Here is a 23,062-nt window from a genome sequence, read left to right on the forward strand (position 1 = left end):
CCGGAGCTCGACACATGACATTCATCGAACTTCTGCCGGTCTTCATGTTCGTGGCGCTCGCGCTGCTGCTGTTCACCGGCTTCCCCGTTGCCTTCATCCTCGGCGGTGTCGGCCTCGGCTTCGCCTTCCTGGCCCAGGAACTGGGCGCCTTCAACGTCGCGCGGCTGGTCATCATCCCCAACCGCATCTTCGGCGGGACGATGGAAAATCCCGTCCTGGTCGCGATCCCGATGTTCATCTTCATGGGCACGATGCTGGAGAAGTCCGGCGTCGCCAAGGACCTGCTCTACTGCCTGCAGGTGCTGACCCGCCGGGTTCCCGGCGGCCTCGCCCTGTCGGTGACCTTGATGGGCACGATCATGGCCGCCACCACCGGCATCATCGGCGCCTCGGTGGTGATGATCACCCTGCTGGCGCTGCCGGTGATGCTGGAGCGCAACTACAACATCCCGCTGGCCACCGGCACCATCGCCGCCTCGGGCACTCTCGGCATCCTGATACCGCCCTCGATCATGCTGGTGATCATGTCGGACCTGATGTCGATCCCGGTCGGCACCGTGTTCATCGCCGCCGTCATCCCCGGCCTGCTGCTGTCGGCGCTCTATGCGCTCTACATCATGGTGCTGTGCCGGGTGCGGCCGCAGCTTGCCCCGCCGCTGCCCGACGACATCGGCCCGACCAATCGGGCCGAGTTCTGGGCGATGATCTTCAAGAGCTTCGTGCCGCCGGTGTTTCTCATCGTCGTGGTGCTCGGCTCGATCTTCGCCGGCCTTGCCACCCCGACCGAGGCGGCCGGCGTCGGCGCGGCGGGCTCCACCCTGCTCGCCTTCCTCAACCGCAAGCTCACCTTCCAGGTGATGAAGGACGTCTGCCAGCGCTCGGCGCTGACCGGCGCCATGCTGTTCGGCATCTTCCTCGGCGCCACCTGCTTCTCGCTGGTGTTCCGCTGGCTCGGCGGCGAGGCGCTGATCGACGAGTTCATCGCCTGGGCGGGCGTCGGTCCCTGGGGCATCCTCTTCGTGCTGATGGGGATGATCTTCTTCCTCGGCTTCTTCTTCGACTGGATCGAGATCACCCTGATCGTCCTGCCGGTGTTCGGCCCGATCGTTGCCAAGCTCGACTTCGGCATGCACCTGGCCGGTTTCGAGGGCGTCGGGGAGGTGGCGCTGATCTGGTTCACCATCCTGGTGTCGACGAACCTGCAGACATCGTTCCTGACACCACCCTTCGGCTTCGCGCTGTTCTACATGAAGGGCGTGGCGCCGCCGCAGGTGACGATCCAGCAGATCTACAAGGGCATCATTCCCTTCGTGCTGCTGCAGTTGTTCGGCCTTGCCCTGTGCATTGTCTTCCCCGGCATTGTCCTGTGGCTACCTAACGCATTGCTCGGCAACTGACGCCTGTGGCCTAATGCAGCCTGCCCCGTCCGCGCTCGCGGGCGGGGCAGGCTTTTTGCGTGCGAGGGGGCGCCGGAATGGCGGACAGCGACAGCGAGGCGGGGCGGGTCCCGCGGGCGGGCGGCGACGGCCGGGGCGGCCCCCGCGACGAGGGCGGTGGTGGTGGCGGTGACGGTGGCGGTGCGGAGCCGCGGCTGCCCGGTTTCACCGTGCATCCCTCCCGCGACTTCGTGCTCGGCGAGCTGCATGCCCGCCCGTTCCGGCCGCAGGTCGGGCCGCGCGTCTTCCTGCGCTACGGCTTCACCGTCGACGAGGCGGCGGCCGAGGCCGATCGCGCCTGGTTCGCCGGCTATTGCCGCTCCCTCGGCCTGCAGGGGCCGGGCGAGGCGGAGCGGCACCATCTGGTGGAGATCGGCGAGGGGGTGCTGCGGCGCGAGCGGCATGGCGAGTTCCTCACCTATACCTGGGACGGGCTGCTCGATCCGGCCGCCGCGATCGACGGCGCCCCTCCCGGCCATCCCTTCGGGGCGCGGTTCCGCGCGCCGGGGCCGATGATGGTGGCGGCGCGCCTCGATGTGGTGCCGGCCGACAGTTCCGCCTTCGAGCGGCGCTTCGCCCGTTTCGACCGGGCGAGCCTGTGCGTGGCCGAGACCGATGGCGGCGCCTCCGTCATCGCCACCGATTTCCGTCAGGACCGCGACGGCCTCACCCGCATCCTTGTCGGCGACCGCGGGTTGTCGCCGGTGCAGGCCGGCGCCCAGAGCCAGCGGCTGCTGGAGCTGGAGACCTACCGCGTCTTCGCCATGCTCGGCCTTGCCGAGGCGCAGCGCCAGATGCCGCGCGTCTCGGCGATCGAGGGGGCGCTCTTGGCGCTGGCCGAGCGCATGCGCACCAGCGTCGGGCTGGAGGCCAACCGCGCCCTGCTCGACGAGCTGACGCGCCTTGCCGCCGATCTGGAGGCGAGCGCGGCGGAGAGCGCCTATCGCTTCGGCGCCAGCCGCGCCTATTACGGCATCGTCCGCCAGCGGCTGGAGATCTTCGGCGAGCGCCAGCGCGAGGGCTATTTCACCCTCAGCCAGTTCCTGTCGCGGCGGCTGGCGCCGGCCATGCGCACCTGCGAGACGCTGGAGGAGCGGCAGGTCAAGCTGGCGGAAAAGCTGGCGCGCGCCGCCACCTTGCTGCGCACCCGCGTCGATGTCGAGCTGCAGCAGGACAACCGCTCGCAGCTTGCCGCGATGAACCGGCGGGCGCGGCTGCAACTGCGCCTGCAGCAGACCGTCGAGGGCCTGTCGGTCGCCGCCGTCAGCTATTATGTGGTCGGGCTGATCGCCTATCTCGCCAAGGGCGCCAAGACCGGACCGCTGGCAGCCTGGCTGCCCTCGCCGGAGCTGATGACCGGCCTTGCCGTGCCGGTGGTGCTCGCCGCCGTCTTCCTCACCGTCCGCCGCATCCGCCGCCACCACAGCGACGAGGACCACGGCGAAAGGTGAGGGCGAGGGAAAGGGAGAGGGGCGCGCACGACCTCTCTTTTCGTCTTCCCGGACGAGGCCGAAGGCCGATGATCCGGGACCGGAGAGCCGAGGGCCTATCGGTCGCGCGCGCGAAAGACACCGCAACCGCCCCTGCCTCCCCGGTCCCGGCTCGGCGCTGCGCGCCGTCCGGGAGGACGCCAAGGAGAGGTCGCATCCCCCCAAAGTCCCCCAGATCCCCCAAAAATCCCCAAATGAAAAGGGAGCCGTTCGGGGGAACGGCTCCCCCAGATCCCCCAATGAAAAGGGAGCCGTTCGGGGGAACGGCTCCCTTGAAACTCTGATGCCGGCATTCTGGCGCTTACGCGCTCCCGCCCGCGGCGGGCCGGGTCACTGCTTGCTGCCGTCGAGGGCGAACTGCGCCAGATAGGCGATGACGTCGGCGCGCTCGTCTTCCTTCTTGAGGCCGGCAAAGGCCATCTTGCCCTTCGGGATGACGTCCTTCGGGTTGGTGAGATAGGCGTGCAGCGTCTCGTTGTCCCAGACCTTGCCGGCCTCCTTGCCGTCCAGCAGCGGCTTGGAATACTTGAAGTCGTCGACATGACCCCAGGCCGCGTCGACCACGCCGTTCAGATGCGGCCCCACCTTGTTCTTGGCGCCTTCGCCGACGGCGTGGCAGGCCATACACTTGCGGAACACCTTCTCGCCGGCGGCGGCATCGCCATCCGCCTGCGCGCTCGCGGAGGCAGCGAGGAGGGCGGCACCGGCCAGCAACACAAGACGCTTCATAGTCTGTTCTCCCAGGATTTCTCTCTTCGTCGGGTCGGCCGAGCACGGTCGGTCGCGGGGGCCGACCCTATCACGATCCGGCTTGGCGTCATCCTGCCTGGAGCGAGGCAACATGTCGCATTTTGCGAAGGTAGAGGGTCGCGGCCGCGTTTGCCAGATGGGAGAACCACGATCCTCGCCGCGCCTCAGGCCGGCGAGACCTCGCCGGCCCTGCCGCCCGTCATGTCGGCGCTCTGACCATCCAGCCGCCCGTCCAGCCGGCCATCGAACTGCCCGTCGAACTGCCCGTCCACCCGCCCGTCCGGCGCCTCGCCGTCCTCGCCCGGCCGTGCCAGCCACTGGTCCAGCCCCTCGTCCCAATAGGGCGCCGGGCCGTAGAGCTTGGCCAGGAAGTCGATGAACACCCGCACCTTGGCCGGCAGGAAGCGGCGGCTCGGATAGACCGCATGCAGGCCGACATTCTTCGAGGCCCGGTAGTGCGGCAGCACGATGCGCAACCGGCCCTCGCGCAGTTCCGGGCCGATGTCCCAGGTCGAGCGCAGGGCGATGCCGAGCCCGGCCAGCAGCGCCTCGCGCACCACCTCGCTGGAATTGGTGCGGATCGGCCCGCCGGTGCGCACGATCTCCGGTCCGTCCGGCCCGGCCAGCCGCCACAGCTCCTGCTGGGTGGTGGAGATGCAGGCATGCCTGTCCTGCAATTCGCCGATGGTCTGCGGCGCGCCGCGCCGGTCGAGATAGGCCGGGGCGGCGCACAGCACCCGGTGGACGGGCGCCAGCCGCCGCGCGACCAGGCTGGAATCCTCCAACTCGGCGATGCGGATGGCAAGGTCATAGCCTTCGCCGACGATGTCGATGAATTCGTCCGACAGGTCGAGGTTGAAGGACAGGTCCGGATTGTCGGCCAGGAAGGCGCCCAGATGCGGGGCGATATGCATGCGGCCGAAGGCGGTCGGCGCGCTCACCCGCAAGGTGCCGCGTGCCAGCGCCGAGCGGCGGCTGACATAGCTTTCCGCCTCCTCGATCGAGGCGAGGATCGCCACCACCCGCTTGTAATAGCCCTGTCCGGCCTCGGTCAGCGCCAGTTGCCGCGTCGTGCGCTGCAACAGCCTTGTCCCCAGCCGGTCTTCCAGCCGGCGCATCCGCTTGGAGACCACGGCGGGCGACAGGCCCATCTCGCGTCCGGCCGCCGACATGCTGCCGGCCGCCACCACCCTTGCGAAGATTTCCATGTCGGCAAAATCGGTCATTTTCAACCCATAGGAAATTGTTTTTATCGATTTTCAACGCTTCATCGCGTGCGAGCTATTTGCCATGCTATGCGGGTTGCCATCGCCGTCCGCAATCGCACCTTAGGTCAAGAGACGCCCCGAAACTCCGACCCGTCCGCTGGAGCGGAGTTTCCAGGAAGCCGCTTATCCTGGATACTACGCCGGCGCGCGACTGCCGGATCACGCAGGCCGGCGCGATTCGTGCCGAGGGAGGAAACGACATGAGCGGCATTGCCATGCCCAGGCCGGACGCGGCCGTCCTGTCGCGCCGCGACGAGATCGTGCGGGCGCTGAAGGAGATGGTGCCGGGCGAGGGCGTCATCGACACCGACATCGGCATGCGGGTCTACGAGACCGACGGCTTCAACGCCTATCGCCAGATGCCGATGGTCGTGGTCCTGCCGGAAACCGTGGAGCAGGTCTCGGCGGTGCTGCGCTATTGCCACGACAACGGCGTCAAGGTGGTGCCGCGCGGCGCCGGCACCTCGTTGTCCGGCGGTGCCCTGCCGCTCGGCGACGGCGTGCTGATGTCGATGATGAAGTTCAACAAGGTGCTGGACATCGACGCGGCCAACCGCGCCGTCGTCGCCCAGCCCGGCGTCACCAATCTCGGCATCACCCGCGCGGTCGAGCATCTCGGCTTCTACTATGCGCCCGATCCCTCCTCGCAGATCGCCTGTTCCATCGGCGGCAACATCGCGGAAAATTCCGGCGGCGTGCACTCGCTGAAATACGGGCTGACCACCAACAATGTGCTCGGCCTCGAAATGGTGCTGATCACCGGCGAGGTGATCCGCCTCGGCGGCAAGCATCTCGATGCCGAAGGCTACGACCTGCTCGCGCTGATGACCGGCTCGGAAGGCCTGCTCGGCGTCGTCACCGAGGTCACCGTGCGCATCCTGCAGAAGCCGGAGACGGCGCGCGCCGCGCTCGTCGGCTTTCCCTCCAGCGAGGCCGGCGGCCAGTGCGTCGCCGAGATCATCGGCGCCGGCATCATTCCCGGCGGCATGGAGATGATGGACGAACTGGCCATCAACTTCGCCGAGGACTTCGTCAATGTCGGCTATCCGCGCGATGCCGGCGCGCTGCTGATCGTCGAGCTCGACGGGCCGGAGGCCGAGGTCGATCACCTTCTGTCCGAGGTCGAGGCCATCGCCCGGCGCAACGGCGCCACCTCGCTTCGCGTCTCCACCTCGGAGGAGGAGCGCCTCGCCTTCTGGGCCGGGCGCAAGTCGGCCTTCCCGGCGGTCGGCCGCATCTCGCCCGACTATCTGTGCATGGACGGCACCATTCCCCGCCGCGCCCTGCCGCAGGTCCTCGCCCGCATGCGCGAGCTTTCCGAAAAGCACGGGCTGCGCTGCGCCAATGTCTTCCATGCCGGCGACGGCAACCTGCATCCGCTGATCCTCTACGATGCCAACAAGCCGGGCGAGCTGGAGCGGGCGGAGGATTTCGGCGCCGACATCCTGCGGCTCTGCGTCGAGGTCGGCGGCGTCTTGACCGGCGAGCACGGCGTCGGCATCGAAAAGCGCGACCTGATGCCGGTGATGTTCTCCGAGGACGATCTGAAGCAGCAGCAGCGGGTCAAATGCGCCTTCGATCCCAAGCAGTTGCTCAATCCGGGCAAGGTCTTTCCGGAGCTGCACCGCTGCGCCGAGCTTGGCCGCATGCATGTCAGCAAGGGGCAGTTGCCGTTTCCCGACATTCCCCGGTTCTGACGCGCGCGCCTCTCGAGCCCGCCTCTCTCAACCCGCCCCTCTCGACCCGCAAGCCAGCACGAGAAGACAAGATGCCCGACACGTTCAAGCCGCGCACGGCGGAGGAGGCCCGCGACGTCGTCCGCTGGGCGGCGGCCGAGCACGAGCCGCTGGAGATCGTCGGCCAGGCCTCCAAGCGCGCCCTCGGGCGCCCGGTGCAGGCCGGCCAGGTGCTCGATATGTCCGGCCTTGCCGGCATCGAGCTCTACGAGCCGGAGGAACTGGTCCTCACCGCGCTGCCCGGCACGCCGATCGCCGAGATCGAGGCAGCGCTGGCGGCGAGGAACCAGGAACTCGCCTTCGACCCGCTCGACTACGGCCCGCTGCTCGGCCGGCCGGCGGGGCAGGGCACGCTCGGCGGCGTCATCGCCGCCAACCTCGCCGGCTCCAAGCGGCTGAAGCATGGCGCCGCGCGCGACCATGTGCTCGGCATGGACGCGGTGTCCGGGCGCGGCGAGATCTTCAAGTCCGGCGGCCGGGTGGTGAAGAACGTCACCGGCTACGACCTGCCGCGCACCCTGACCGGTTCCTGGGGCACGCTGGCGGTTGCCACCCGCCTCACGCTGAAGGTGCTGCCGCGGGCTGAGACCGAGGCGACCTTCCTGCTGTCCGGCCTTGCCGATGCCGAGGCCGCCACCGCGATGACCGCCGCCATGGGCTCCTCGGCCGAGGTCTCCGCCGCCGCGCATCTGCCGGAAGCCGTTGCGCGGGATCTTGCCGCGCGCGGCCATAGGCTCTCCGGTCCCGCGACCCTGTTGCGGCTGGAGGGCTTCGGCCCCTCGGTCGACTACCGGTTCGAGCGGCTGCGCGCCCTGCTCGGCGGTGCCGGCCGCGCCGTCGCGCGGGTGGAGGTTGACGCCTCCCGCGCCCTGTGGCGGGCGGTGCGCGATGCGGAGGCCTTCGCCGGCAGCGACGATCTCGTCTGGCGCCTCTCCGTTGCCCCGACCGCCGGTCCCGCTGTTGTCGCGCAGCTTGTGGGTCAGTTCGCCTGCACGGCCTTCTACGACTGGTCGGGCGGCCTCGTCTGGCTCGCCGTGCCGGGCGTCGATGCCCGCGCCGAGGCGGTCCGCGCCGCCATTGCCGCCTGCGGCGGCGGCCATGCGACCCTGGTGCGCGCGCCCGCGCCGCTGCGCTCGTCCATCCCCGTGTTCCAGCCCCAGCCCGGTCCGCTCGCCGCCCTGTCGGCCCGGCTGAAGGAGCAGTTCGACCCACACGGCATCCTCAACCCGGGCCGCATGACGGCGGGACACTGACATGCAGACCAGCTTCTCCATCCATCAGCTTGCCGACCCGCATATGGCGGAGTCCGAAAAGATCCTGCGCAAATGCGTCCATTGCGGCTTCTGCACCGCCACCTGCCCGACCTTCGCCCTGCTCGGCGACGAGCTCGACAGCCCGCGCGGCCGCATCTATCTCATCAAGGAGATGCTGGAGAACGACCGGCCGGCCGATGCCCGCACCGTGCGCCATATCGACCGCTGCCTGTCCTGTCTCTCCTGCATGACGACCTGCCCCTCGGGCGTGCATTACATGCACCTGGTCGACCATGCCCGCGCCCATATCGAGAAGACCTATCGCCGCCCGCTCGGCAACCGGATGGTGCGCGCGCTGCTTGCCTTCGTGCTGCCGCATCCCGGCCGCTTCCGCCTGTCGCTGGCCGCCGCCTTCTATGCCCGGCCCTTCGCCGGCCTGCTGGGCGCGTTTGGCGGTCCGTTCAAGCAGCTCGGCGCCATGCTCTCGCTCGCGCCCCTGAAGGCGCCGTCGCCCTCCTCGCTGAAGCCGGGCAGCGCCTATCCGGCAGCTAGCGCCGCGCGCAAGGGCCGCGTCGCGCTGCTCACCGGCTGCGCCCAGCCGGTGCTGGCGCCGGAGATCAACGAGGCGACCGTCCGCCTGCTCACCCGCGTCGGCGTCGAGGTGGTGTTGCCGAAGGGCGAGGGCTGCTGCGGCGCGCTGGTCCATCACATGGGCCGCGAGGAGCAGGCGCTGACCGATGCCCGCCGCAATGTCGATGCCTGGACGCGCGAGATCGAGGGCGAGGGGCTCGACGCCATCCTGATCACCGCATCCGGCTGCGGCACCACGATCAAGGATTACGGCTTCATGCTGAAGGACGATCCGGCCTATGCGGAAAAGGCCGCCAGGGTCTCGGCGCTGGCCAAGGACATCACCGAGTACCTCGCCGGCCTCGACCTCGGTGCGCCGGCCCGCGCCACGGGGCTGACGGTCGCCTATCACTCGGCCTGTTCCATGCAGCACGGGCAGAAGATCACCCGCCAGCCAAAGCAGTTGCTCACGGCGGCCGGCTTTGCCGTGCGCGACGTGCCGGAGGGGCATCTGTGCTGCGGCTCGGCCGGCACCTACAACATCCTGCAGCCGGACCTTGCCCGCCGCCTGCGCGACCGCAAGGTCGCCAATATCGAGAAGACCGCGCCCGATCTCGTCGCCACCGGCAATGTCGGCTGCATCACCCAGATCGGCAGCGGCACCGACCTGCCGGTGCTGCACACGGTGCTGCTGCTCGACTGGGCCTATGGCGGGCCGGAGCCGGCGCTCCTGGCCGAGACGGGTCTTGCCGCCACGGCCTGAGGCGGCAAGCTGCCGGCTCGACAACGAAAACCGCCAAACGAAAACCCCCGGGCGGCGGAACCGTCCGGGGGCTGTCGCTTGCGGGGACCTTGCAGAAAAACGGTTAGCGGACGTGGACCTTGGCGCCGACCGGCACCCGGTCGTAGAGGTCGATCACGTCCTCGTTGCGCATGCGGATGCAGCCCGAGGACACCGCCCGGCCGATGGTCCAGGGCTCGTTCGAGCCGTGGATGCGGTAGAGCGTCGAGCCGAGATAGAGCGCGCGGGCGCCGAGCGGGTTCTTCGGGCCGCCGGCCATGTGCACCGGCAGGTGCGGCTGGCGCTTGCGCATTTCCGCCGGCGGGCGCCAGTCCGGCCACTCGGCCTTGCGCGTCACCGTGTGCGTGCCGGCCCATTCGAAGCCGGGACGGCCGACGCCGACGCCGTAGCGGCGGGCAAAGCCGCCCTTTTCCACCAGGTAGAGATAGCGCGCCTCGGTATCGATGACGATGTCGCCGGGCTTGTGCTTGCCGTCATAGGCGACGGTGGTCGGCAGGAAGCGCGGGTCGACCTGGCGCTGCGGCGGCTGCGGCCGGGCCGCCACCGCCGGGGCGACGCCCATGTGGCGCACCTGTTGCAGGGTCTGCGGTTGGCGCATCACCGGGCGGGTGGTCACCTGCGACCGCATCTGGCGCCGGTGGGGCTGCAATTGCATCACCCAGGGTTCGGTCAGGTCGGGGCTCAGCAGAAGCGGCGGCGCGCCGGCGCCGCTGCGATAATCCGCCCTGGCGGGGGACAGCGCCATCGCGCCGGCCAGCATCGCCGCGGCAAGGAGAAAACCTGTTCGGCTCATCGACGTACTCGCAACCTCTTCGTCGCACCACGATAGGCCGCCGGCCGGTCTGGCGGCGGATTGCTTCAAGGTAGCGGTTGCGCGGCAGCCAATCGTAAACCCTGGCGCAAGCTGGGCGGGATTCTCTCCGTTTGGTTAGCGCCGGGTTGAAGGACATGGTGAACGCCGCGTGAATCGGCGGCGCGTCAGTTCACCAGCGGGCGGATCTCGCGCACGATCGCCGGCAGCAGGGGCTCGACCTGGGCCGGGCTCATGCCCGGCTGGATGCGCGGATGGTAGAGCATGTTCAGCAGCAGCCGGTCGAAGGTGGTGAAGCGGCTGTGCCGGGAGCGGTCGTTGAACACCGAATGCACCAGCGAATCGTCGTCGTTCATCGGCCCCAGCCCCTGCAGCAGCTCCTCCACCAGGCAGCGGCGGAACAGGAAGTCGCCCTCGTCGGAGACGATCACCGCCGCCGACTGCGAGATGCCGCGCCGGTCGGAGACCACCCGCACCAGGCAGCGGCCGGGCACGTCGGCGGTCGGGTCCTTGTAGATGTGGCGCCGCACCACGTCGCGATACTGGCCGCGGTCGACCACATAGACGTGGAAGTTCGCCTCCTCCGGCGTCGGCACGATGATCGTCGACAGGCCGCGGATCCCGGCGCCGATCTGCTCGATGAAGCGATAGACGGTCGGCCGCCGGTCCCTTGCCGCCATGTTGTGGACGTAGAAGCGCACCGGCCCGGTGTATTTCTTGACGAGATAGGGCTGCCAGCTCCACGAGCGGTATTCCAGCCCGAAGACGGTCTTCATGAAGCCGTCGATCAGTTCCTCGGTGGAGAAGGTCGGCGGCGCCGCGCGCAGGGACACTGGGCCGCCGGCAACGGCCGGCAGGGCAAGGCATAGCAGCAGGATCAGTCGCGACAGCGGTCGGCGCAAGGGTTCGGTGTCCCGGTAACGGCATCTCAGTCAGGCGTCGACCGCCGCCGGGCAGCATACAGAACCGGGCAGGGGAGCGGAACGCAAAAGCTCGCCCCCTGTCGAAAATGCCGTTGCGGCAGCCATGCCCGGAACCATTCCTTAAATCCTCGCCGGCTATAGCAGGAGTCCGGCGCCCCCATTGCCTGTCCCGACATCGCCTGACCTAGAAGATCTGGAGACGACCCCGACCATGATGGCCACCAGACGAGCCTTTAGAGCCGAGAGCCTCCTGCAGCAGTCGAGCGCCGACAGCGGCTCCGCGCAAGGGTCGGACATCCAGTATCGGGCGCTGATGGCGGAAATCGCCTCGATCAAGGCGATGATTCGCCCGCCCGAGGAGGTCGGCAACCAGATGCTCGAGCAGTTCAAGCATGAACTGGGCGAGGCGGTGAAGCTGAAGGCCGAGCTCGATTCGATCTACGAGGCGATCGCCCGGACCAAGCGCGAGATCGCCACGCTGCATCACACCACCGGCCATGAAGGCCAGGAGATGAACCGGGTCACCAACGAGCTCGACGCGGTGGTCCACGGCACCGAAGGGGCGACGGAGAGCATTCTCTCGGCGGCCGAGTTCATCGACGAAACGGCCAACACGCTGGCCGCGCGCCTGCGCGGTCAGGACGCGGATCTTGCCAACGACATCCAGGAGAAGGTCGTCCAGATCTTCGAGTCCTGCAACTTCCAGGATCTCACCGGCCAGCGCATCAACAAGGTCATCACCACGCTGCGCTTCATCGAGGACCGCATCATCCGGATGATGGACATCTGGGGCGGCATCGAGACCTTCAAGACGATCGAGCCGGACGAGCGCGCCGTGCGCGAGGGCGACGCCGCCCTGCTCAACGGCCCCTCGCTGGACACCGACGACGGCGTCGCCAGCCAGGACGACATCGACGCCCTGTTCGCCTGATCGCGGACCCCGCCATCCCGTGCTCCCGTCGCTGGGTGACGCCCGCCCCGCGGAGCCGGCGAGCGCAGCGAGCCCGGCGCGAGCGAAAAAAGGCGGGCTTCACAGGCTGGCGTGGCCCTGCTATCAAGAACAAAGAGCGAACGATTGGCGCGGCCGCAGGCCGGGGAGGGATGATGAGCGAGGCTTTCGACACCGGCGGGGCAGCAGCGCAGGACGATCTGCCGCCCGGCCTGCTGCGCGGCGAGGACGGCCGCTGCCGCTGCTGGTGGCATGGCAACAAGCCGGATTATCTCGCCTATCACGATACGGAATGGGGCCGCCCGGTCACCGACGACCGGCGCCTGTTCGAAAAGCTCTGCCTCGAGGGGTTCCAGTCGGGCCTGTCCTGGTTGACCATCCTGCGCAAGCGCGAGAGCTTCCGCGCCGCCTTCGCCGGTTTCGATTTCGAGGCGGTGGCGCGCTTCGGCGAGGCCGATGTCGAGCGGCTGCTGCAGGACGCCGGCATCGTCCGCCATCGCGGCAAGATCGTCTCGACCATCAACAATGCCCGCCGCGCCTGCGATCTTGCCGCCGAGCGCGGCTCGCTCGCCGCCTATGTCTGGAGCTTCGAGCCCGAACCGCAGGACCGGCCCGAGCGCTGCGACCATGCCTCGCTCTCGGTGCTCGCCCAGACGGCGGCCTCCCGCGCCCTGTCGAAGGACCTGAAGAAGCGCGGCTGGAGCTTCGTCGGCCCCACCACGGTCTATGCCTTCATGCAGGCCATGGGGCTGGTCAACGACCATCTCGAGGGCTGCTGCGTGCGCGAGGAGGTCGAGCGGCAACGACAGGCGCTGGTCCGCCCGACGTAAGGCGCGGCTGTTCCTCTCTCTCGGAGGTCATCCCGGCCGCGCGTAGCGCAGAGCCGGCCAGACGACGGTTCGCCGCGTCCCCGCCGCCGCTCTGGCAGCCAATAGACCCCGGCTCTCCGGCTTCGCCTGCGGCCGGGGTGACATCCGTGGGTGGGGTGACCGGCGCGTGCTTGCGTGCGACCGGGGGTGACGGCCGAGATGGGGTGAGGTCGCGCCTCATTCTCAGGCCGTCATCCCGGCCGCGCGCAGCGCCGAGCCGGGATCCATTGGCACCCTCGGCCGGCGTGAGGCGGAAGGCGTGTCGCTCCACTCGCTGCTGCCGTTTTGCCGGCTCCACCCTCTCCTTGGCGTCTTCCCGGACGGCGCGCCAGCGCCGAGCCGGGACCGGCGAGCCACGACGGTCGTGGGGATGGATACGGCAAGCGCCGTCAGGCGGGCGTGAGGCGGGACGGCGTTCGCTCCATTCCACGGCTGTCATACCCGCGAAGGCGGGTATCCAGTATCCGCTGGGTCTCATGGTTGTGCGAAAGCGGCAGCCTGAGGCCTTCCGCCGCCCGCCTCTCTCGCCTGCGCTCCCGCTCCCTCTCTCGCCTGCGCACCGCCAGCGCCGCCGCCCCCCCGCCGCCATCGCCACACCCGCCCCCGCCGGCTATCCCATGCCGAGTTGCGGCCGCGGTCACAACGAGGTTGCACCGGCCCGTCGCATCGGCTTAGCTGACATCGCATTTGCCACAAGGGCTTGCCAGGAGGCGGCGGCCACGGGGCTTGCGGGTTTGCCCCTCTCGCCCTGTCCGCCTCGCAGCCGTGCCCCGACAGCATCGTCCCGGAAACCGGCAGCGGTTGCCGGCCCGCGATGCGTGGATCCAACTGGCCGGGCCGCGTCGCACGACGCAAGGCGCTCCGGCCGCAACGACAGGTGCCGTTCGAACGGTGCCGCTTGCGGGCGCGCCGGGAGCCGCCCCTGGGGAGGACTGAGATGAAACTTGCCCGTTATGCCATCGGCCTTGCCGCCGGCCTGGCGCTGACCGCGTCCGCGGCCCTTGCCGACACCACCACCTTGCGCATCACGCTGCAACTGCCGATGAAGAGCCATCTCGGCGAGAATCTCACCGTCTTCAAGCAGAAGGTGGAAGAGATCTCCGGCGGCGACATCAAGGTCGAGATCTACGATTCCGCCCAGCTCTACAAGGACGACGAGGTGCCGCAGGCGGTCGGCTCCGGCTCCATCGAGATGGGCGTCGCCTCGCTCACCCGCTATGTCGGCGACGTGCCGGCGGTCGACGTCTTCTACATGCCGTTCCTGCTCAACAGCGACGAGCTGGTGCGCAAGGCGGTGGCGCCGGGCAGCCCGGTGCGCGGGCCGCTCGACGAGGCGATCCTGGACACCGGCGCCCGCGTCCTGTGGTGGCAGGCCTATGGCGGCTCCGTGCTGCTGTCGAAGGGCGGGCCGATCCGCACCCCGGCCGATCTCAAGGGCAAGAAGGTCCGCGTCTTCGGCAAGACCCTCGGCGAATGGATCAAGGCCGCCGGCGGCGCGCCGACCATGGTCTCCGGCTCGGAGCAGTACATCGCCTATCAGCGCGGCACCGTCGATGTCGGCATGACCGGCGTGTCCGGCGTCGATGCCCGGCGCCTGTGGGAGGTGATGGACACGATCACCGTCACCAACAATGCCGACATCGAGTTCATCGTCGTCGTCAACGAGCGGTTCTGGCAGGGCCTGCCGGAGCAGCACCGCGCCTGGATCAACGAGGCGGCGCTGTTCGCCGAGACCGACGTGCGCGACCGGATGGCCGATATCGAGGCCACCTCCTACAAGGCCGCGCTCGAGAACGGCATGACCGTCTATGAGCCGACCGCCGAGGAGATCGAGGCCTGGAAGGCGTCGGCGCAGCCGGTCTACGACCAGTTCCTCGCCGATTCGGGCGAGCTCGGGGCCAGGGTGCTGGCCGCCGCCCGCGCCCTCAACGACTGATCGCCTGTCCGACATCTGCGCCGGGGCGGCCCGTTCCGCCCCGGCGCTCCCGGATCTTCCGCAAAAACTGGGGTTGCCGCCGATGCTGCGTGTGATCGACGCCGTCTCCCGCCTGTTCGGGACGGTCGCCGGATGGGCCTATTTCGCCACCGCCCTGATGCTCGGCTACGAGGTGGTGATGCGCTATGTCTTCATCGCGCCGACCATCTGGGCCGAGGAACTGTCGCGCATGCTGCTGGTCTGGGCGACCTTCGGCGGCGCCGCCATCCTGCTGCATCGCCGCCAGCACATCACCATCACCCTGTTGACCGATATGCTGTCGCCGCGCCTGCGCCAGGTGCAGGAAGTCTTCGTGCTGCTGTTCATCGCCGCGCTGGCGGCGGTCATCGTCCGCGACGGCGGCGGCATCGCCTGGGACTCGTTCCAGCGCGGCCGCACCACCGGCTCCATGCTCAACCTGCCGGCCTGGTGGGCGCAGGTCTCGCTGCCGCTATGCTTCGCCCTGCTCGGCCTGCAGGCGCTGGTCGAGGCGCTGCGCGTCGCCACCGGCGGGGCCGAAAATCTTCCCCGCGGTTCGGTAGAGCACTAGACGATGACCACCATTCTCATCCTCCTGGCGCTGTTCGCGCTGCTGCTGGTCGGTGTGCCGGTCGCCTTCACCCTGGCCGGCCTCGGTTTCGGCCTGCTCTATTTCGGCGGCTTCTCGCCGCTGATGGTGCCGCAGGGGCTGCTGTCGGCGGCCGACAGTTTCGTGCTGATCGCCGTGCCGCTGTTCCTGTTGATGTCCAACGTGCTGCTGAAGGGCGGCGTCGGGCGCGATCTCTTCGCCGCCGTGCAGGCCTGGGTCGGCCACTGGCCGGGCGGGCTCGCCATCGCCACCATCCTGTCCTGCGGCGTCTTCGCGGCGATCTCCGGCTCCTCGGTCGCCACCGCCGCCACCATCGGCACCGTGGCCATCCCGGAAATGACCTCGCGCGGCTATCCGCGCCGCTTCGTGCTCGGCCTGCTGGCCGCCGGCGGCACGCTCGGCATTCTCATTCCGCCGTCGATCCCGATGATCGTCTATGGCGTCATCACCGAGGAATCGATCATCGCCCTGTTCCTGGCCGGCGTCGGGCCGGGCCTGCTGCTGATGGCGCTGTTCATCGTCTGGTCGGTGCTCTATGCGAGCTTTGCCGCCGACTACCAGCCGAGCCCCAAGGCAAGCTGGGACGAGCGCCGCCGCACGGCGATCCGCGCCCTGCCGACCGTGCTGCTCGCCGGCCTGGTGATCTCCGGCATCTATCTCGGCATCTTCACGCCCACCGAGGCGGCGGCCGTCGGCTTCCTCGGTTCGCTGGTCGTGGTCGGGCCGATCCTGCGCACCCTCGACTGGCCGAAATTCCGCGACGCGGTCGCCGAGGCGATGACGACGACGGTGGCGATCCTGCTGATCGTCGCCGGCGCCAAGGTCTTCGGCAAGGCGATCACCCTCTATCGCATTCCCCAGGACATCTCGCTGTTCCTGTCCGACCACATCTCGACCGCCGGCATGTTCGTGCTGGTGGTCGCCCTGGTCCTGCTGATCATGGGCCTGTTCCTGGAATCCCTGTCGATGATCCTGATCATGGTGCCGGTGCTCTCCGGCGCGCTGATGGCGCTCGGCATCGATCCGGTCTGGTTCGGCGTCTTCTTCGTCATCATGATCGAATGCGCGCTGATCACCCCGCCCGTCGGGCTCAATCTCTATGTGATACAGGCGGTCGGCAAGGCCAGCATGGGCGAGGTCGCCTCCGGCGTGCTGCCGTTCCTCGTCATCATGCTGGTCTGCGCCGCCGCCATCTTCTGGTGGCCCGGCATCGCGCTCTACATTCCCTTCCGGCTGTAGGCGCCCCGCCCGGTTTCTGCTGCCCGGTTTCCGCCGCCCGGTTCCTGACTGAAAGGCATGTCCATGTCCTCTCCCGCCGCGCGCCTGCGCGCCCATCTTGCCGCGACCCCGCTCACGGTGATGCCCTGCTGCTTCGACGGCCTGTCGGCCAAGCTGATCGGCGATGCCGGCTTTCCCGTCACCTTCATGTCGGGCTTTGCCGTCTCCGCCGCCCGCATCGGCGCGCCCGACACCGGCCTCATCTCCTATGGCGAGATGGTCGACACCGGCCGCAATGTCTGCGCGGCGACCGGCGCGCTGGTCATCGGCGACGGCGACACCGGCTATGGCAATGCCCTCAACGTCAAGCGCACCGTGCGCGGCTACGCCCAGGCCGGCTTTGCCGCGATCATGATCGAGGACCAGGTCGCGCCCAAGCGCTGCGGCCACACCCGCGGCAAGCTGGTCGTCGACCGCACCGAGGCCGTCAACCGCATCAAGGCGGCGGTCGATGCCCGCGAGGAGGGCGCCGACATTCTCATCCTCGCCCGCACCGACGCCCGCCACGGCCATGGTCTCGACGAGGCGCTGGAGCGCGCCGCCGCCTTCCGCGAGGCCGGCGCCGACCTGCTCTTCGTCGAGGCGCCGCAGTCCGTCGAGGAGATGGAGCGGATCTGCCGCGAGGTGCCCGGCATCCACATGGCCAATCTCGTCGAGGGCGGCGCCACGCCGCTTCTGCCCCATGCCGAGCTTGAGCGCATCGGCTACCGGCTCGCCGCCTATCCGCTGACCCTGCTCTCCGCCGTGACCCGCGCCATGCAGGAGGCGCTGCAGGTGATCAAGGCAGGCCGCCATCCCGACGAGGCGCTGCTCGACTTCGCCTCCCTGCGCAAGGCGGTCGGCTTCGACGCCTATTACGAAGAAGAGGCGAACTACGCCGACCGTCGTGAGTGACACCATCTCACGACACTATCTCACGACACTATCTCACACCGGCGGCAGGCGGGGATAAGGTGTTTGCCGCTCGCCCCGCGCGGCGGGGATAAGTCGCTATTGCGGGCCGGAATGCCCGCCGCGCGCCGATTTCGAGAAAATTGAGACGGGTTAGGACCGGAAAACGCAAAATTTCTCAAAATTTTGCAAAATCCGTCTCGAAAATTCTCAATTCGGATTGTCGTTATCGAACAAGTGGTTGGCGTCGATTTCGGCAAGTTTCCGCAAGGAGATGATCCATCGCCGCTCTGCCGGCGTAAACCGCTACGAGACCGAAAGCGCGACGGCAATCCCGATCTGCCGCTCGACCAAACGCTTCCGCTCTCAGCCGGAACGCCTGCCCGATCGGCCGACCGGCCCGGAGGCCGCTCTCCCCCGGAGCGGCCTCTTTTTTGCGTCAAAGCGCCGGCTTGCGCGCCAGCCAGTCGGTCGCCTGCTCATAGGCTTTCGCCGCCCGCAAGACGCCGAGATCGTCGCGCGGTCGGCCGATGATCTGGATGCCGGCCGGCACTCCGGACGCCGAGAAACCGGCCGGGACCGCCACCACGGGCAGGCCCAGAAGGCTTGCCGGAACAACGACTTCCATCCAGCGGTGGTAGGTGTCCATCGCCCGGCCGCCGACCTCCTTGGGCCAGTCCAGATCGACGTCGAACGGAAACACCTGCGCCGTCGGCAGGATCAGGATGTCGACCGTTTCGAACAGCCGCAGCACCGCCCGGTGGAAGGCGCTGCGCACCACGCTCGCCTCCTCCAGCCGGGCCAGCGCCAGCGCGCGGCCGCGCTCGATTTCCCAGATTGCCGCCGGTTTCAGCTTGTCGCGGGTGGCCGCCGCCTCATAGAGGCCGCCGAGTTTTCCGGCGACCCGCCAGCTCCGCAGATCCGCCCAGGCCTGAAAAATCCGCTCCGGATCGAAGCCCGGCGCCGGCTCCTCGACCCGGCAGCCGAGCCCGGCGAAGACGTCGACCGCCGCCCGGCACAGCTCCAGCAGTCCCGGCTCGAACGGCAGATGTCCGCCAAGATCGCCGAGCCAGCCGACCCTGAGACCGGCAATGTCGGACCGGATCGGCGGCACGAATTCGGACCCGTCGCCCGGCAGCGATTGCGGCGCGCGCGGGTCGTACCCGGCCTGCACCGACAGCAGCAGCGCCAGATCGTCGACGCTGCGCGCCATCGGCCCTTCCGTCGCCATCGTGTCGAAGAAACTCTCCGGGCCCGGCCCCGACGGCACCCGGCCGTAGCTCGGCCGCATGCCCAGCACGTTGCAGAAACCGGCCGGATTGCGCAGCGATCCCATCATGTCGCTGCCGTCTGCCACCACCAGCAGGCGCGCGGCCAGCGCTGCCGCCGCCCCGCCGCTGGAGCCGCCGGCGCTGCGCGTCCTGTCGTAGGGGTTGCGCGTCGGCCCGAACAGCGGGTTGTAGGTATGCGAGCCGAGGCCGAATTCCGGCACGTTGGTCTTGCCGATGAGAAGGCCGCCGGCCGCCCGGATCCGCGCCACCTGGATGCCGTCCTCCTCCGGCACTTGGCGGGCGAAGACCGGCGAGCCCATCGTCGTCGGAATGCCGGCGGTCATCGCCAGGTCCTTGATCGCCTGCGGGATTCCGTGCAGCGGCCCGCGCGAGCGCCCCTCACTGAGCTCGACGTCGGCCGCCTCCGCCTCGGCCAGCAGCGCATCGCCGTCGCGCAGCGAGACGATGGCGTTGATCGCCGGATTGACCGCCTCGATCCGCGCCAGCGTCGCCTCCATCACCTCGCGGGCCGACACGTCGCGGCCATGGATCTTGCGCGAAAGCTCGACGGCGGACAGTTCGAGCAGCTCTTGTAACGACATCGGCGGAACCCTTGGGGCTGGGGCCGCCGGCTGTGCGGGCGCAGGGCCGGCCGGCGGCAAACGGGGCGGGACTGTGCGCGGGAGACTGAAGCCCCCCTCGCGCCAGTTACTTGAAATGTCACATGTTTCGGCGCGAATGCCAAGGGCGGGCGCCTGGAGATAGGCAGGCTCCTACAGCGCCGAGGCGCGGCGCAGCCAGTCCGGCTTTTCCAGGCAGTAATAGCCGGAAATGCGGCTGATCGTACCGGCGCGCTTCCAGTCGTTGAGGACGCGGCTGACGTTTTCGCGCGCCGCCCCCGCCATGTTGGCGATGTCGGCCTGCGACAGCTTGTAGTGGATCAGGATGCGGTCCTTGTCGACCGGCTTGCCGAACGTGTCGGCGAGCTGCAGCAGCGTCTGGGCGACGCGGCCGGGCAGCGGCAGGAAGGAGCGGGCCGCCAGCACGTCGTTGGCCTGGCGCAGCCGCTGGCCGACGATGTAGAGCATGTGGCGGTAGAGCGCCGGGTTCTCGTCGGCGAAGCGCTCGAAGGCGTGCTTCTCGATGAAGGCGAGGCGGGTCGGCTTCAGCGCGGTGACGGTGGCCGAGCGCGCCCGTCCGTCGAGCAGGGCGAGCTCGCCGACGATGGCGCCGGGGCCGAGCACGGCCAGCAACTGCTCGTCGCCCTCGACGCTGACGATCGAGACCTTGAGCGAGCCTTCCAGGATCGCGTAGCAGCCGTTGCCGGGATCGCCGGACTCGAACAGGATGGCGCCCGGCTTCACCGACATCGGCCGCGCCAGCGCGGCGAGACCGGCGGCGAGATTGCAGTCGAGCCCCTCCATGGAGAAGCTGTTCTCGAGGAAGTTCCTCAGTTCGACCATGTGTCCTGCCTCGATTCGTCGCCACGATGGACGCGCAGTGTCGGGGCTGGCGCATGAATGCCGCATGAACTGGAGGATGCGCCGGTGCGACTGCCCCGTCGCGCCGGACCGGAATGGCCCCGTTGCGCCATTGTACGGCGGTTTCGCCCGCAGCAAAGCGATTATGTGACCGTCGTCACTGTAACCGGGCCGCCGCGCCCCTATATCAAGAACAACAGGCGCTGCTCTCCTGACCTGGCAGCGCCCCTCCCGAAAAACCGGCCCCCCATCCCCGCGGGGGGCCGGTTTTCGCGTTTCTGGCCTTCGGGCCGCGCGTCAATACAGGAAAATGTCCTTTTCCATCAGCAGCAGCGGGAACGTATCCCCGCGGAAGAAGGCGAACTGGGCGCTGCGCGTATCGAGCCGGGCGCGCGGCTCCGCCCGCCGCAGCCGATCGTCGATCTCGCCCGGCTGGCAGAACACGACGGTGCGGTCGGCGAGCCCGTCGAGCCCGCGGCGCAGATGCTGGACATGGGCCCCCTGGTCGATGGCCTCGGGAAAGTCGGGGCCGCGCTCCAGCACCTTGAGACCGGCATCGCGCGCATCGCGGGTGAAGCGCGCGGCGGCGCGCGGGCTGAGTTGCGGCATCACGATGCGCGGCGGCCAGCGGCGCAGGGCCGCCTGCTTCAGCACCACCCGGGCGAGGGCGGGAACGGCCAGCAGGTCCTCCGCCACATGCAGGAAGTCTGCCGGACGCTGGTAGAACTCCTCGAAACAGGTGATCTGCGCCTCGACCTCCTCCGCCAGCATCTCGTCGGGCAGCAGCCGCAGCGCCCCCCACCAGCGCCACCAGCGCGCCTTTGGAAACCGGTTGCCGAACTGGCTGCGCGCGCGCATCGACAGCGGCGCGAAAGGATGGGTGAGCGTCAGCGTCAGGCCGACCAGGGTCCGGTGGCGCACGCTGTCGACCGTATCGCGCAGCGGCAGGTATTCGCGCGACCACAGGTCGGAGACGACGAGACACCCCACGGCGGACAGCGCGCCGGCCGAGATCAGCTCGCGCAGGGCCCTGTCGACGCCGAAGGCCAGGCCGTAGTCCGGTGAGGTGAGAAGGATCCGTTTCATGGCGGAATTCTATGCAGCGGCGGGCCGGCCGGCACCAGTGTCAATTTTGCCGGCTCGGCTTGCCGGGCGGCTCAGGGAAGCGGGTAGACCGGATCGAACGGCGTGCCGGCATGCGGCTCGGCCACCCGGTAGACGACAAGGCGTTCGACCGGCGTGCCGTCCGACCGGCGGGTCAGCACGGCGATCTGCTCGACCTCGGCAAAGCGCGCCGACAGGCGCTCCGTGCCCGGATCGCGCCGCTCCTGGGCGACGAAGAGGGCAGGGCGGGCGACACGCTCGGGATCCGGATCGGGCCGCATCGCGTAGCGGATGCGCTGGTCGACCTGTTCCACCGGCATCGCCCGGTCGAGCTGCCAGGCAAGCTGCGCGTTGAGGCCATAGGCGTCGGTGGCGATCCAGGCCGCCTCCTGCTCGGCCGCAAGCCGTTGCAATTCCGCGCCGATCTCCGCCCAGCCGCGGATCTGATGCGTCGGATCCTTGCGGGCGAGGGCGCCGGTCAGCGGCACGACCGCATGGACATAGACGATCAGCGACACCGCAAGCCCAAGGGCGATCGCGACGGCCGAAAACCGCTGCCAGACCCGCGCGCCGGGCCATGCCGGCGGCCGGGCGGCAATCAGCGCGGCGGCAAGGGCGATCACCGGAAACAGCGGCGCCGGCCAGTTGCCCTGCACGCGCGAATGCAGCGAATGCGCCAAGAGGTAGACGACGAAAGGCAGGCTGGTCCACAGCAGCAGACCGCCCGCCGGCTCGCCCCGCAGGGCCGCGCGGGCGATCCGCACCAGGCCGATGCCGGCCAGCACCGCGACCAGCGGATTGGCAAGGCCGACAACCGCACCGACGAATTCCGGCAGGTAGCGCGTGCTCCAGCCCTCTGGCACGGCGCGGCCGAACTGCTTGCCGAAGGAGGCCCAGTCATGCGCCGCGTTCCAGCCGATCACCGGCAGCACCAGGGCGATCGCCAGCAGCCCGCCGGCCCAGAGCTGCCAGGCGCCCCACCAGCGCCGCGCCTGCGGCACGAAGACGAGATGGAGCACGATGCCGGCGCCGAGAAACAGCACCGAATACTTGGCATTGAGCCCGAGCCCGGCGAACAGGCCGACGGCGAGCCACCACCACGGGTTTTCGCTCGCGGTCAGCTCGGCCAGCGCCCAGAGGGCAAGACCCCAGAACAGCACGGACGCCGCGTCCGGCGTCGCCAGCAGGCTGCCGGCACCGATCAGCAGGCTGGCATTGAGGAACAGCACCGCATAGCCGGCCTCGCGCGCGCCATAGAGCAGCAGGCCGGTGCGCCAGATCGCCGCCGAGCCGATGGCGGCCGACAGCACGGAGAGGAACCGCAGGCCGAGCGCGGTGTCGCCGAACAGCGACTGGCCGAGGAAGGCGAACCAGGCGACCATCGGCGGGTGATCGTAATAGCCGGCGGCGGGATGCAGCCCCCAGAGCCGGTAATAGGCCTCGTCCTCAGCAAGGCCGGCCTTGGCGGCGACCAGCAGCCGCAGCACGGCGAGGGCGGCGACGAGCAGCGCGAGGGGCAGCGGGCGCAGCCACAGCGGCAGGGCCCCCGCTGCCGTGCCGCCCGGCTGGATTGCCTCGTTGTTGGAGCCGTGTCCCGCCATCTCGTCGTCCTTGTC

19 protein-coding genes are annotated in these 23,062 nt (G+C 69.1%); 11 read left to right on the top strand and 8 right to left on the bottom strand.

The window, feature by feature from the left end:
• The first annotated feature begins 14 nt into the window (after positions 1 to 14).
• Together P2PM1_RS23105 and P2PM1_RS23110 are read left to right on the top strand one after the other, a co-directional pair.
• Positions 15 to 1,397 carry a TRAP transporter large permease subunit gene (locus tag P2PM1_RS23105; protein ID WP_186387030.1) on the top strand — a complete coding sequence of 461 codons (1,383 nt, stop codon included), beginning with the start codon at positions 15 to 17 and terminating at the stop codon, positions 1,395 to 1,397.
• Positions 1,398 to 1,474: 77 nt separating this feature from the next.
• A complete protein-coding gene (locus P2PM1_RS23110) occupies positions 1,475 to 2,887 on the top strand; it encodes a DUF3422 family protein (protein ID WP_186400711.1) in 1,413 nt (470 codons plus the stop codon).
• A gap of 369 nt (positions 2,888 to 3,256) precedes the next feature.
• Here P2PM1_RS23110 and P2PM1_RS23115 read toward each other — a convergent pair whose 3' ends face one another.
• Both P2PM1_RS23115 and P2PM1_RS23120 read right to left on the bottom strand, forming a co-directional pair.
• Positions 3,257 to 3,655, bottom strand: coding sequence for a cytochrome c family protein (locus tag P2PM1_RS23115; protein ID WP_186396977.1), 399 nt, complete (start codon positions 3,653 to 3,655; stop codon positions 3,257 to 3,259).
• 185 nt (positions 3,656 to 3,840) lie between these two features.
• Positions 3,841 to 4,902: a LysR family transcriptional regulator gene (locus P2PM1_RS23120; protein WP_186400712.1), complete on the bottom strand. Its 1,062-nt coding sequence runs from the start codon at positions 4,900 to 4,902 to the stop codon at positions 3,841 to 3,843.
• Between the two features lie 242 nt (positions 4,903 to 5,144).
• Here P2PM1_RS23120 and P2PM1_RS23125 point away from each other — a divergent pair, with 242 nt between their 5' ends.
• From P2PM1_RS23125 to glcF, 3 genes are all read left to right on the top strand, one after another.
• A complete protein-coding gene (locus P2PM1_RS23125; RefSeq protein ID WP_186400713.1) occupies positions 5,145 to 6,641 on the top strand; it encodes an FAD-linked oxidase C-terminal domain-containing protein in 1,497 nt (498 codons plus the stop codon).
• 71 nt (positions 6,642 to 6,712) lie between these two features.
• Positions 6,713 to 7,933 (top strand): FAD-binding protein, encoded by a 1,221-nt coding sequence (locus P2PM1_RS23130; RefSeq protein ID WP_186400714.1) that lies wholly within the window; start codon positions 6,713 to 6,715, stop codon positions 7,931 to 7,933.
• 1 nt (position 7,934) lies between these two features.
• Positions 7,935 to 9,266 (top strand): glycolate oxidase subunit GlcF, encoded by a 1,332-nt coding sequence (gene glcF, locus P2PM1_RS23135; RefSeq protein WP_186400715.1) that lies wholly within the window; start codon positions 7,935 to 7,937, stop codon positions 9,264 to 9,266.
• 103 nt (positions 9,267 to 9,369) lie between these two features.
• On the opposite strand, the gene P2PM1_RS23140 is transcribed toward glcF, so the two are convergent.
• Both P2PM1_RS23140 and P2PM1_RS23145 read right to left on the bottom strand, forming a co-directional pair.
• Complete coding sequence (locus tag P2PM1_RS23140) at positions 9,370 to 10,098, bottom strand: L,D-transpeptidase (protein ID WP_186387023.1); 729 nt, start codon at positions 10,096 to 10,098, stop codon at positions 9,370 to 9,372.
• Positions 10,099 to 10,283: 185 nt separating this feature from the next.
• The gene (locus P2PM1_RS23145; RefSeq protein WP_208985396.1) at positions 10,284 to 11,018 is read right to left on the bottom strand and encodes a DUF2927 domain-containing protein; all 735 of its coding nucleotides are present in this window, start codon (positions 11,016 to 11,018) and stop codon (positions 10,284 to 10,286) included.
• A 232-nt stretch (positions 11,019 to 11,250) separates the two neighbouring features.
• Between P2PM1_RS23145 and P2PM1_RS23150 the strand changes: the two genes are divergently transcribed.
• The 6 genes from P2PM1_RS23150 (at position 11,251) to P2PM1_RS23175 (ending at position 17,593) form a co-directional block, all read left to right on the top strand.
• Entirely contained in the window at positions 11,251 to 11,970 is a 720-nt protein-coding gene (locus P2PM1_RS23150; RefSeq protein WP_186387022.1) for a protein phosphatase CheZ, read from the top strand.
• Between the two features lie 173 nt (positions 11,971 to 12,143).
• On the top strand, positions 12,144 to 12,818 hold the full coding sequence (locus P2PM1_RS23155) for a DNA-3-methyladenine glycosylase I (RefSeq protein ID WP_186396972.1): 675 nt from the start codon (positions 12,144 to 12,146) through the stop codon (positions 12,816 to 12,818).
• A gap of 976 nt (positions 12,819 to 13,794) precedes the next feature.
• Positions 13,795 to 14,793: a TRAP transporter substrate-binding protein DctP gene (gene dctP, locus P2PM1_RS23160; RefSeq protein WP_186400716.1), complete on the top strand. Its 999-nt coding sequence runs from the start codon at positions 13,795 to 13,797 to the stop codon at positions 14,791 to 14,793.
• Between the two features lie 82 nt (positions 14,794 to 14,875).
• Positions 14,876 to 15,382 carry a TRAP transporter small permease gene (locus tag P2PM1_RS23165; protein ID WP_186400717.1) on the top strand — a complete coding sequence of 169 codons (507 nt, stop codon included), beginning with the start codon at positions 14,876 to 14,878 and terminating at the stop codon, positions 15,380 to 15,382.
• 3 nt (positions 15,383 to 15,385) lie between these two features.
• A complete protein-coding gene (locus P2PM1_RS23170; RefSeq protein ID WP_186400718.1) occupies positions 15,386 to 16,660 on the top strand; it encodes a TRAP transporter large permease in 1,275 nt (424 codons plus the stop codon).
• 63 nt (positions 16,661 to 16,723) lie between these two features.
• A complete protein-coding gene (locus tag P2PM1_RS23175; RefSeq protein WP_186400719.1) occupies positions 16,724 to 17,593 on the top strand; it encodes an oxaloacetate decarboxylase in 870 nt (289 codons plus the stop codon).
• 436 nt (positions 17,594 to 18,029) lie between these two features.
• Here the strand turns inward: P2PM1_RS23175 and P2PM1_RS23180 are convergent, their stop codons facing one another.
• The 4 genes from P2PM1_RS23180 to P2PM1_RS23195 all read right to left on the bottom strand — a co-directional run bounded on the left by P2PM1_RS23180 (position 18,030) and on the right by P2PM1_RS23195 (position 23,047).
• Complete coding sequence (locus P2PM1_RS23180) at positions 18,030 to 19,463, bottom strand: amidase (protein WP_186400720.1); 1,434 nt, start codon at positions 19,461 to 19,463, stop codon at positions 18,030 to 18,032.
• A gap of 171 nt (positions 19,464 to 19,634) precedes the next feature.
• Complete coding sequence (locus P2PM1_RS23185) at positions 19,635 to 20,324, bottom strand: Crp/Fnr family transcriptional regulator (protein ID WP_186387015.1); 690 nt, start codon at positions 20,322 to 20,324, stop codon at positions 19,635 to 19,637.
• 315 nt (positions 20,325 to 20,639) lie between these two features.
• The gene (locus P2PM1_RS23190; RefSeq protein WP_186397233.1) at positions 20,640 to 21,428 is read right to left on the bottom strand and encodes a ChbG/HpnK family deacetylase; all 789 of its coding nucleotides are present in this window, start codon (positions 21,426 to 21,428) and stop codon (positions 20,640 to 20,642) included.
• Positions 21,429 to 21,499: 71 nt separating this feature from the next.
• A complete protein-coding gene (locus P2PM1_RS23195) occupies positions 21,500 to 23,047 on the bottom strand; it encodes a glycosyltransferase family 39 protein (protein WP_186400721.1) in 1,548 nt (515 codons plus the stop codon).
• Positions 23,048 to 23,062: the final 15 nt, after the last annotated feature.

Origin of the sequence: Stappia sp. P2PMeth1 (assembly GCF_900185735.1) — a bacterium.
In the GTDB taxonomy this organism is placed as follows: Bacteria; Pseudomonadota; Alphaproteobacteria; order Rhizobiales; family Stappiaceae; genus Stappia.

Coding starts and splice junctions, on each gene's coding strand:
- P2PM1_RS23105 (WP_186387030.1), top strand. CDS start 15: ATGACATTCATCGAACTTCTGCCGGTCTTCATGTTCGTGGCGCTCGCG.
- P2PM1_RS23110 (WP_186400711.1), top strand. CDS start 1,475: ATGGCGGACAGCGACAGCGAGGCGGGGCGGGTCCCGCGGGCGGGCGGC.
- P2PM1_RS23115 (WP_186396977.1), bottom strand. CDS start 3,655: ATGAAGCGTCTTGTGTTGCTGGCCGGTGCCGCCCTCCTCGCTGCCTCC.
- P2PM1_RS23120 (WP_186400712.1), bottom strand. CDS start 4,902: ATGACCGATTTTGCCGACATGGAAATCTTCGCAAGGGTGGTGGCGGCC.
- P2PM1_RS23125 (WP_186400713.1), top strand. CDS start 5,145: ATGAGCGGCATTGCCATGCCCAGGCCGGACGCGGCCGTCCTGTCGCGC.
- P2PM1_RS23130 (WP_186400714.1), top strand. CDS start 6,713: ATGCCCGACACGTTCAAGCCGCGCACGGCGGAGGAGGCCCGCGACGTC.
- glcF (WP_186400715.1), top strand. CDS start 7,935: ATGCAGACCAGCTTCTCCATCCATCAGCTTGCCGACCCGCATATGGCG.
- P2PM1_RS23140 (WP_186387023.1), bottom strand. CDS start 10,098: ATGAGCCGAACAGGTTTTCTCCTTGCCGCGGCGATGCTGGCCGGCGCG.
- P2PM1_RS23150 (WP_186387022.1), top strand. CDS start 11,251: ATGATGGCCACCAGACGAGCCTTTAGAGCCGAGAGCCTCCTGCAGCAG.
- P2PM1_RS23155 (WP_186396972.1), top strand. CDS start 12,144: ATGAGCGAGGCTTTCGACACCGGCGGGGCAGCAGCGCAGGACGATCTG.
- dctP (WP_186400716.1), top strand. CDS start 13,795: ATGAAACTTGCCCGTTATGCCATCGGCCTTGCCGCCGGCCTGGCGCTG.
- P2PM1_RS23165 (WP_186400717.1), top strand. CDS start 14,876: ATGCTGCGTGTGATCGACGCCGTCTCCCGCCTGTTCGGGACGGTCGCC.
- P2PM1_RS23170 (WP_186400718.1), top strand. CDS start 15,386: ATGACCACCATTCTCATCCTCCTGGCGCTGTTCGCGCTGCTGCTGGTC.
- P2PM1_RS23175 (WP_186400719.1), top strand. CDS start 16,724: ATGTCCTCTCCCGCCGCGCGCCTGCGCGCCCATCTTGCCGCGACCCCG.
- P2PM1_RS23180 (WP_186400720.1), bottom strand. CDS start 19,463: ATGTCGTTACAAGAGCTGCTCGAACTGTCCGCCGTCGAGCTTTCGCGC.
- P2PM1_RS23185 (WP_186387015.1), bottom strand. CDS start 20,324: ATGGTCGAACTGAGGAACTTCCTCGAGAACAGCTTCTCCATGGAGGGG.
- P2PM1_RS23190 (WP_186397233.1), bottom strand. CDS start 21,428: ATGAAACGGATCCTTCTCACCTCACCGGACTACGGCCTGGCCTTCGGC.
- P2PM1_RS23195 (WP_186400721.1), bottom strand. CDS start 23,047: ATGGCGGGACACGGCTCCAACAACGAGGCAATCCAGCCGGGCGGCACG.